Origin of the sequence: Marinobacterium sp. MBR-111 (assembly GCF_040547585.1) — a bacterium.
Classification (GTDB): domain Bacteria; phylum Pseudomonadota; class Gammaproteobacteria; order Pseudomonadales; family Balneatricaceae; genus Marinobacterium; species Marinobacterium iners.
The window spans coordinates 1-9,283 of the sequence record NZ_JBEPQA010000049.1; the positions used below are offsets into that span (position 1 = coordinate 1).

Here is a 9,283-nt window from a genome sequence, read left to right on the forward strand (position 1 = left end):
CGTGACCTTGAAAGGGGGAGTATCGGTGACTCATCATGAACTCTGTGCCAACGTATATTTTTTTGCGCTTTCAGCGGCACGTTAACTAAACGTTAGCCTCACATACATGGAGTTTTTCTGATGTACCGATATGATCAGAAACCAGGAACAAGGTTTACGGATGAGTCAAATGAAACGTTAAGAAAAATAAGAGATTGCGAATATGCTGTTTTGGTCGGTAGGAATAACTGCGGTAAGTCCTTTCTGCTTAAGACACTTACTCAGCAATGGGGACAGAATGCTTCTTATCTTGGTCCGGCAAGGTATCAAAATTTCAATCTGCTAGGTCATTACACTCCAAATAAGAATCGTCGTGATCAGAAATGGCAGCAATTTATGCAGCAATGGCAACAGCAGCAACAAAATATTGATAATTCTCCTGTTAATTTACAGCAAGCCATTGCCGAATTATCCGACGAACGGCGAGATAAATTAACTGAAATTATTTTTAAACTTTTGGGCGTCACGCTCGAGTTTAGATATACTGTAGAAAACAACTCCATGTCACAAAAATATATATCGTGTGATGGACATAATATTTCATTTACTAGCTCCGGTTTTCGACTAATTACAACTCTAGTAACGAGCTTACTCGACGAAGATTACGACACATTTCTTATTGATGAGCCTGAGTTGGGAATAAGTCCAGAAGCTCAAGGGATTCTGGCAGATTTTCTATTTGATCGCGCTCATCGAGAAAAATATTTCCCCCATATAAAAACTCTTGTTTTTGCAACTCACTCAACAATATTTCTCGATAAGAAAAATATTTATAATAATTACATAGTATCAAAGGTAGGAGATGAAATAACGGTATCTCCGGTACGTACGCAGCCTGACTTTAACAGCATTCATTTTTTCTTATTAGGGAACCGTTTTGAAACACTATATCTACCGTCATTAATTATTCTTGTCGAAGGTAAATGTGATCATAAATATATAGAGAGGGTTATTTCTCTCAAGCATGCAAGCTATCAAGTAAGCGTTATTTCTGCCAATTCAGATAGTAGAATAAAGGAAGTTCTAACTGTAGCAAAGGGGTTGCTATCTGATCTTCAGAAGAGTCCATATCGGGACAGGATATTTATTATATTGGACTCTGTTCACTCAGCCAGTCTGCCCTCTCAACTTGAGAGGATGGGGGTACCTCCTGAAAACATTGTCATCTGGCCGAAAAACGGAATTGAATACTATTACCCACCTTCTTTGATAGACAAGATATATGGACTCGGCGAAGAGTTAACAATAGAAGGAGATATGGTATCTAGAAATGGTGTTTCGTATAACAAGAACGAGTTGGCAGAAAAAATAGTTTCCATGATGGATGCAAAAACTGAAATGCAGCCCGAGTTTCAATCTATGTTTTTGTCAAAAATCGAAGCGAAGCTAGGCTAACATGTTGCAGCACTTCAGCCGCTGTGCGGCTCGGACCTCAATAAGCTACGCTTATTTCGTCCGGTGTGCAAAGCGTTAAACGGATGAGGCTTGTGTCGAAGAAACTGCCAAGTTATAAAGGAAAGTTAAGTTTCTCGCAGATAGCCGAAGGCATGACTGCCGCGTCGGAAAATGCGGCGCGTTTGGCGCAGGATGCCAAGCTACTTCTTGAAGCTGGACGGCTTCCGACAGCATGTTCTCTAGCAGCCCTTTCTATCGAAGAGTCCGGCAAGGTCTCAATACTTCGTGCCATGTCGCTTGCACGTGACGACAAGGAGCTGAAGGAAGAATGGAAGCGATACCGCTCTCACACCAACAAGAATGTGCAGTGGATTTTTCCTCAGCTAGTGGCTGAGGGAGCAAGAAGACTAGACGACCTTCGTCCAATATTCGATAAAGATGCGAAGCATCCATCCCTTTTGGATCAGGTCAAGCAGCTCGGGTTTTATACGGACTGCCTTGGCAACAAGGGACACTGGTCAATTCCTGACGAAGTGATTGATGGCGAGTTGGCGGGCCAGCTAGTTTCTACGGCCGAGCTGCTGTCTTCGGCGTCGCCTACGTCAGAGCGTGAGATTGAATTGTGGGTGGAGCATGTCGGCCCTGTCTGGAAAACGGACCTGAGCTGGATGAAGCCTGCAGTGGCAAATTGGTACGAAGCCATGCAGCGGGAAGGCTTGAGACCGGAAGGTGAGAATGGTACGGAGAAATTTCTACATGGCGGGATTGATCCAAAAGACGTTTAACCAGGCGGTCAACCGGACCGCTTTTTCACTGGCGCTACAAAGCGTCCGGTTACCTTTGCGTTATGCATCTTTAAGTTAAGGGAGTAACTAATCGAATGAACGTGATTATCGTTGCCGCGTCTGGCGCAGTTTTGGTGGGCTTGTATAAAGCAGTGATGAAGCCCAATCCGCCCCAAAGTCCCGCTGCTTGCGGAGCTGGCTTTTTCGTTTCAACGGCGGGGGTTGCCTCCGTGCTTTATTTGCTGTCCCTCATTCCATCATCCTTGGTTTATCAATTCGCGAGTGTATTCGCGTTGCCCCTTCTGGCGCTTATTGCTGGATACACTGCGGCGAAAACTACAGAAGATACTTCGTCAATGAACGCTAAAATCGTCGCAGGTGTCGGATTCATTCCCTACGTCATCATTTGCATGCTTTTCTTGTCGGGTCTTCCGGGCTGGGTCCTCATCTTTGCAGTACTATCCTTTGTGCCCAGTGTGTTAATCGGACTGAAGGTATATCAAAAACGGAGTCCCAGGTTTGAGAGTACATAACAATGGTTCAGGTGACGCCTAGCTTAACGTGAAGGCTGAAAGTTGTCTGATATGCGATGGTGACTCTGAATGAGAGAAAATGCCATTGAAGGAATATCATTATGGCTCAGTCTATAGAATCAAACTCCGTTCGGCAGGCTACATTCAGCTGGCAGTGTCAGTGAGAACACAGTGGCTGGTGGTTCTGTTTCGCGGTGGTAATTCAGCTTTCCGTTATGCAGTTGCATGATTTCATGAACAAAACTCAGCCCCAGCCCACTGCCTTTACTCCCATCTGTCCGGGGCAGACAGAAAAAGCGCTGGGTCAGTTTTTCTTCAGCAAAAGGCGGCACCCCGGGCCCGGAATCTTTTACGCTGATGTAAACAGAAGCATCGTTTTGTATGGCACTGATCACTACAGCTGACTCCGGCGGTGAGAACTCTATGGCGTTCCGGATCAGGTTGCTCAGTGCATCCTGCAACAGGGTAGTGTCGCCGGTGATGGACAGCGAAGGGTCACAGCTGTATTCAAGGCTGACTCTGTGCCGGCTGGCATAGTCTTCAAGGCTCCGGCAGACTGCTGTGATCAGCTCTTTCAGTACGACTTTGTCGTGTCGTTCCAGGCTGCTCTGATATTCAATGGCGGCCAGTTTCAGCAAGCGCTCGATCAGCTCCTGCATCCTTGAACCCTGCTCAATAATATTATTGAGAAACTGATTGCGCCGTGCATCGGACATTGGCTCCTGTAACAGCTCTGCGGCACCACGGATACCGGCGATCGGGGCTTTCAGTTCGTGCGTCAGGCTCTGCACATAATCTGCCACATAGGATTTGCCATCCAGTGCGGCTTTCATGCTTTCAAGCGCTTTACCCACACGCCCAACTTCATTATGACCAAGCGCAGGCAGCACGGGGCGTTCGCCTCTGGAAACCCCTCTGGCATACTGTTCAAGGCGGTGCAAAGGCCGTGTAATCCAGAGGGTGATCACAAGACCGGTCAACAGCGTTGCCAGTGCAGCGACCAGTGAAATCCAGAGCAGGTTGGTGCTCAGGTGGCTGATAAAGCGGTTAATGTTGCGGGTGGGCTTTCCGGTGGACACCACACCGATAATATCACCGCGATACAGCACCGGGCTTGCGGCATAGAGCCGTTCGGTATCACTACGGCCGGTTACATCGTCGCTGCTGCGGGCACCATAATGACCGCGCAGAGTCAGATAGACATCGCGCCACTGGGAATAATCGCGGCCGGTATCGGTGTAATGGGAATCAAAAATAACGGTGCCTTTGGCATCGGTGATATACATTCTCAGATCAACTTCGGTTTTAAGCAGGTCATAAATCTGTGCGTTTAGGGGCCTGCCGGCCAGCCCGGCAAAGAGCCGTTCAGCCAGATGTGTGTCGATCACGGTGCCACCGCTTTCGCTGAAGCTGACGCCTTCATTCGCGATCAAAGTAGCCATCATTTCTGATATATCGACCAGAATCTCTTCCTGAGCTTCTTTATAACGGGGCTCCAGCTCATCGAGTACCCAGTAAACCACACTGCCAAGGCCTGTCAGCACTGAAAACAGAAACACCAGAATCAGGCGTGATCTCAGGCTCATGCATCCGCCTCAAAGCTGTAGCCAAGGCCACGGCGGGTTTTGAGCGGGTCGCAGTTTGCGCTGATGTCGCGGATTTTGCGCCTGAGGGTTTTGATGTGTGTATCGACAGTGCGGTCGAAGCTGCGTTCAGGCTCTTCCCACACCTGTTGCATCAACTGTTCACGGGAATAGATTCTACCGGGATTGCTCATCAGTAACAGTAGCAGGCGGTATTCATAGCGGCTCAGATCCAGCAAGATACCATTCAGCATGATTCTGGCGCCATCTGCATCGTGACTGAAGCCGGCAGAGCTGATATTCGCAGCTTCCTGAGGCTGACGCAGGCGAGCACGGATACGGGCCGTGAGTACCCGGGGGCTGAAGGGTTTGGTGATGTAATCATCAGCGCCCAGTTCAAGACCCAGCACCTGGTCGATCTCTTCATGGCGGGAGGTCAGAAACACCACCGGCACAGAGGATGCCTGCCTGATGACCCGGCAGACATCAAATCCGCTCATATCGGGAAGGCCGATATCCAGCAGAACCAGCTCTATATTACCCTCGCTGAGTGCATCCAGAGCCTGCTGCCCGGTGGTGACCCAGATATTAACCATCCGTTCGGTTTCCAGAGCATAGCGTATGGTGTCAGCAATAGAGGGTTCATCCTCAACAATCAGTACCGCCATGGTGTTCCCTCTGTTAAAACGCCGGTCCATAAGTGGTGCAGAGGCCCACATTATCTTTGGCAGATCAGCTAGTGTAAAGCCGCTTACATTATCTCTAGGGTGTGTACAACCTGTGCCTGAATGTAACCTGGCGTTCTTATTTCACAGAAAAACAGGACTCCACACTCACTTCACATTTTCCTCAAACAGAAAGCAGATACTCCCCTCATATTAATGAGGAGAAGAGCAATGCATACATTTTCACACAAGGGCATTCGCCCACTGATTCTGGCCTGTCTGATGATGGGGTGTGCACAGAATGCGGTAGCTGATGCGGTTACCCACGGTACCCTGGTATCCCGTGATGAGCAGGGGCAAAAACAGGATATGCCGCTGGTCAGCACCCGTGTGGCCATGGAGATTACAGGTTCTGTACTGCGCGCTCAGGTGACCCAGGTATTCCATAACCCCACAGATAACTGGGCAGAGGCACTGTATCTGTTCCCTCTGCCCGATGAGGCAGCCGTTGATCACCTGAAAATGCAGATAGGAGACCGCATTATCGAGGGTGATATTCAGGAAAAAGAGCAGGCCCGGGCAACCTACGAGCAGGCAAAATCTCAGGGACAGAACGCCGCGCTCACCGAGCAGGACCGCCCCAACCTGTTTCACACATCCGTTGCCAATATTCCGCCGGGTGGCGAGGTCACCATCAGTATTGAGTACCAGCAGACACTGGTCTGGAAAGATGGCCGGTTCAGCGCCGGTTTCCCGCTGGCAATCACCCCACGTTATAACCCGGTACAGCCCGCAGAAGTGCGCCGCGTGGTTGAGGGACAGGCAACCCTGAGCAGCGGCTGGCAGGTACTGCCGGGTGAGCGTAAAACCGTGATGGCCACAAGCGGCGATGACGACAACGCCGTCAGCCCTACTCCGGGGCCGGTTGAGATCAGCCTTAATCTGCAACCTGGATTCAGACTCAGCTCTTTGGACAGCCCTTCACATCAGATCAGTCAGCAACAGACAGAAGATGGCCGCTACATCATCAGCCTGCTGGCGGATGAGCCGGATGACTACCGTGATTTTGTTTTGAACTGGACACCGGTTGAAAGCGCCGAACCTTCGGCGGCGTTTTTCTCTGAGCAGCACGGGGATGAACACTATGGTCTGCTGATGCTGATGCCGCCTCAGGATCTGCACACAGCACGCTACAGCCGGGAAGTGGTCTTTGTGATTGATACGTCAGGTTCCATGGCCGGTACCTCAATTGAAGCCGCGCGCAGAGCGCTGCAGGCTGGTATAGACGGGCTGGCATCTGATGACACGTTTAACGTGATTCAGTTTAACTCTTCAACCGATACGCTCTTTAACCAGCCGGTTATAGCCGATATCCGGCGCCGTCAGCAGGCCGCCAGCTATATCAACTCACTACAGGCAGGCGGTGGTACCGAAATGGCACCTGCACTGACTGCTGCACTGACAGGCGTACGCAGCAACGATGACACCCCCAGATTGCGCCAGATCGTGTTTATCACCGATGGCAGTGTGTCCAACGAACAACATCTGTTTGATCTGATCCGCAGTCGTCTCGATAACACCCGCCTGTTCACCGTGGGTATTGGTAGCGCACCCAACAGTTACTTTATGGAAGAGGCCGCAGTAGCCGGACGGGGCACCTTTACGTATATTGCGTCTCCGTCTGAATCTGAAAGCAGCATGCAAATGCTCTTCAGCAAGCTGGAAAAACCGGCCATGACCGATATCAGGATCGAAGGCGATGGGATTAAAGACCTGATGCCATCGGTAATTCCTGACCTTTACTCCGGTGAGCCGCTGGCTGTGTCGATGAAACTGGCAAACGGCACAGGCGAAGTCCGTATCAGTGGCCGTACTGGTGATGCCGCCTGGCAGGAAACACTGACACTGGCACCGGCGGATAATACCCGGGGTATCATGACAGACTGGGCCCAGCGTGCGGTGCAGGACTGGCGCCGCGGGTATCTCAGAGGTGTCAGCGAAGAACAGATCCGTTCTGAAATCATTGCGCTGGGTCTTAAATATCACCTGGTTACGCCATACACCAGCCTGGTTGCCGTTGATAAAACACCTGTCCGTCCTGAACAGGAAGGGAGCGAAACGCTGGTGGTGCCTGCAGCCAAACCCCACGGCCTTGATCTGGGGATGGCCCAAGGCGCTACCGGATATCAGCTGCCCCTCGCCGGAGGACTTGCCGCCCTGCTGGCAGCACTTTCCGTCATGATTGTGGAGCGGCGCAGAAAGTCCGGTTCAAGGTGGTGTGCATGATCCTCAGCATCCGTAACCTCATACTGGCAGCCCTTGTGGCTGCTGGTCTGATCCTCACCTCAACAGCCCTGTGGATTCCTGTAAAAGCCCGGCTGGCGCAATGGCTACTGGCCGATGCCTGGGCCGAAAGTCTGGACAGCGGTGCAGCAGTAAAACCCTGGCCCTGGGCCGACCACTGGCCGGTTGCGCGTCTGAGCGTGCCTGATATGGACATTGATCAGATTGTACTGGCCGGAGACAGTGGCAGCTCGCTGGCTTTTGGCCCCGGTGAAAATATGCAGGCACATGCGATGACCCATGCCGCACGAATTATCAGCGGACACAGAGATACCCACTTCAGCTTCCTGCGGAATATACAACCAGGCCAGACGCTGATGCTCAGTGACCATAACGGAAATGTGACATACCAGGTTGATCAGATTCAGGTGGTGGATTCGGCCGTTACCCGGCTGACGCCCACTGCCTTTCCAGATGGTCTGATACTGGTGACCTGTTATCCTTTTGATGCGCTCACCGCAGGAGGAACTCAGCGGCTGGTTGTAATGGCCTCTGCTGTTGAGCCTGAGAAGCCCCTGCATACTGAGTAAAAGCATAATGTTCATCATACTGATCAGTGCTCAGTACCTTCTGTGTGAAGCTGACGAGGAGGCCTAAGATCGATTTGATGTGGAATGCTTTTGGTATGCGCCAATCACCAAACTTTGATGATGAGGGAAATTGGACGCCTCGGGACTGAATGTTAACAAGTCGCAGCAGTACGCGGTCGATGGTTGCCGGACGTCCTTTCCATGGTTCCTTCGTAGCCCTTCCAAGGTCACCGCTGTGTTCAGCGTTAATGATAATACTGAACGGCTTGTATACTAGGTTAGGTTAACAACCCAGCTAACATTTGCTTCGGGCCACCTCTTGAAATCCCGGCTATGGGGCGGTCCAGCGCACAGAGAGGAACTTCACAAGAGTCATCCAATCGTTTCGAGCGCCGAGCACCTGTGGAAAAGTCAACCTGGCTTTTTGTGATTTTATACAGTGTATTGATGGCAACATGCTCTCCACGCCCACTTTGTCGCGTACCGGTGCTCATTTGCGACTGGTAACAGGCTGAAAAATCATTCACTATCAGAGGGCTATGGACTGGCCGTTGCAGGATACTGCGCACGGCAAAGCTGCAAAATGCGCAAGCTCGTTTTCACCGGAAGAGAATGACTGTGGCATCTCGACTTATCCTTTCTCTTCATATGCTTACAACAGCTCTCCAGTCTGCGACTGAGAGCAAATATGCGCATGCGCAGTATTAATAATGTTAGGCCAACCATATTTTGGAGGATTTTATGTTTAAAAAAGTTGTTCTAGTGGTTTTTCTGATTGCCATCGCACCTGCTTATGCAATGCCAGGCTATGATATGAGTTACGGGCAATGGAAGAGAATGTGCGGCCAACCTGGCCCTGCTTGCGATTTGTTCCTGTCAGGTTTTCTGTATTCCGCAAATTTCTGGAAACAATGGCTTTCAGGTGCTGCAGCACTTCGTCCGGATTTGAAGAATGCAGGGAATGTGGTTGGATATCTTGGCGTATATGCAAATAACGGGGAAGTCTGTCTACCAGAATCGGTTCAATTTGAATCCGTAAGGCAGAAAGTTAACAGTGCTTTATTGGAGCTGGGAAGGAGTGAAGGAGGACTCCACGATAGTCAGGTTATTAATCATGAAGCGTATCGGATTGATTTATATGAAGCGTTTAAGCGGGCGTACCCTTGTCACCAATAGCCCGTCCTGGCCTGCATTAGAAAATGCCTAACAAGTGCAGGCACGGCGACGCCCACTACATTGCGCCTTCGGCTCCATTCCGTGGGCGCGCATGCTGCAAGCGTTATTAACCCGGCGGTGATTTATATCTGATATAATGCCTGCATGAATACAGACGCACGCAAGCTCAGCCCAGAGCAACAGGAACTTCTCAGGCAGAAGGCGATTCGACTCCGCGAGAAGGGTAAAACCTTC

The 9,283-nt window shown here is 50.6% G+C and carries 8 protein-coding genes; 6 read left to right on the forward strand and 2 right to left on the reverse strand.

Going from position 1 to position 9,283, the window contains the following annotated elements:
- Window positions 1–120 precede the first annotated feature (120 nt).
- From ABIE61_RS18090 to ABIE61_RS18100, 3 genes are all read left to right on the forward strand, one after another.
- Window positions 121–1,434, forward strand: coding sequence for an ATP-dependent nuclease (locus tag ABIE61_RS18090; RefSeq protein WP_354412115.1), 1,314 nt, complete (start codon window positions 121–123; stop codon window positions 1,432–1,434).
- A gap of 92 nt (window positions 1,435–1,526) precedes the next feature.
- Entirely contained in the window at window positions 1,527–2,219 is a 693-nt protein-coding gene (locus tag ABIE61_RS18095) for an AbiV family abortive infection protein (RefSeq protein ID WP_354412118.1), read from the forward strand.
- Window positions 2,220–2,314: 95 nt separating this feature from the next.
- Window positions 2,315–2,752 carry a hypothetical protein gene (locus ABIE61_RS18100; protein ID WP_354412121.1) on the forward strand — a complete coding sequence of 146 codons (438 nt, stop codon included), beginning with the start codon at window positions 2,315–2,317 and terminating at the stop codon, window positions 2,750–2,752.
- 119 nt (window positions 2,753–2,871) lie between these two features.
- Here the strand turns inward: ABIE61_RS18100 and creC are convergent, their stop codons facing one another.
- Complete coding sequence (gene creC / locus ABIE61_RS18105; protein WP_354412124.1) at window positions 2,872–4,338, reverse strand: two-component system sensor histidine kinase CreC; 1,467 nt, start codon at window positions 4,336–4,338, stop codon at window positions 2,872–2,874.
- Window positions 4,335–5,003 carry a two-component system response regulator CreB gene (gene creB / locus ABIE61_RS18110; protein ID WP_091827369.1) on the reverse strand — a complete coding sequence of 223 codons (669 nt, stop codon included), beginning with the start codon at window positions 5,001–5,003 and terminating at the stop codon, window positions 4,335–4,337. Before creB ends, creC begins: the two co-directional genes overlap by 4 nt.
- Before the next feature lie 228 nt (window positions 5,004–5,231).
- On the opposite strand from creB, the gene ABIE61_RS18115 reads away from it, so the two are divergent.
- From ABIE61_RS18115 to ABIE61_RS18125, 3 genes are all read left to right on the forward strand, one after another.
- Window positions 5,232–7,286 carry a marine proteobacterial sortase target protein gene (locus ABIE61_RS18115; RefSeq protein WP_354412126.1) on the forward strand — a complete coding sequence of 685 codons (2,055 nt, stop codon included), beginning with the start codon at window positions 5,232–5,234 and terminating at the stop codon, window positions 7,284–7,286.
- Window positions 7,283–7,873 (forward strand): class GN sortase, encoded by a 591-nt coding sequence (locus ABIE61_RS18120; RefSeq protein ID WP_354412129.1) that lies wholly within the window; start codon window positions 7,283–7,285, stop codon window positions 7,871–7,873. The genes ABIE61_RS18115 and ABIE61_RS18120 overlap by 4 nt, the downstream gene beginning before the upstream one ends.
- 741 nt (window positions 7,874–8,614) lie before the next feature.
- Window positions 8,615–9,049, forward strand: a complete 435-nt coding sequence (locus ABIE61_RS18125) for a hypothetical protein (protein ID WP_354412132.1) — start codon at window positions 8,615–8,617, stop codon at window positions 9,047–9,049.
- The last annotated feature ends 234 nt before the right edge of the window (window positions 9,050–9,283 follow it).

What these genes read in the sequence shown, in the direction of transcription:
- creC (WP_354412124.1), bottom strand. Translation starts at nt 4,338, where the DNA reads ATGAGCCTGAGATCACGCCTGATTCTGGTGTTTCTGTTTTCAGTGCTG.
- ABIE61_RS18100 (WP_354412121.1), top strand. Translation starts at nt 2,315, where the DNA reads ATGAACGTGATTATCGTTGCCGCGTCTGGCGCAGTTTTGGTGGGCTTG.
- ABIE61_RS18120 (WP_354412129.1), top strand. Translation starts at nt 7,283, where the DNA reads ATGATCCTCAGCATCCGTAACCTCATACTGGCAGCCCTTGTGGCTGCT.
- ABIE61_RS18115 (WP_354412126.1), top strand. Translation starts at nt 5,232, where the DNA reads ATGCATACATTTTCACACAAGGGCATTCGCCCACTGATTCTGGCCTGT.
- creB (WP_091827369.1), bottom strand. Translation starts at nt 5,003, where the DNA reads ATGGCGGTACTGATTGTTGAGGATGAACCCTCTATTGCTGACACCATA.
- ABIE61_RS18125 (WP_354412132.1), top strand. Translation starts at nt 8,615, where the DNA reads ATGTTTAAAAAAGTTGTTCTAGTGGTTTTTCTGATTGCCATCGCACCT.
- ABIE61_RS18090 (WP_354412115.1), top strand. Translation starts at nt 121, where the DNA reads ATGTACCGATATGATCAGAAACCAGGAACAAGGTTTACGGATGAGTCA.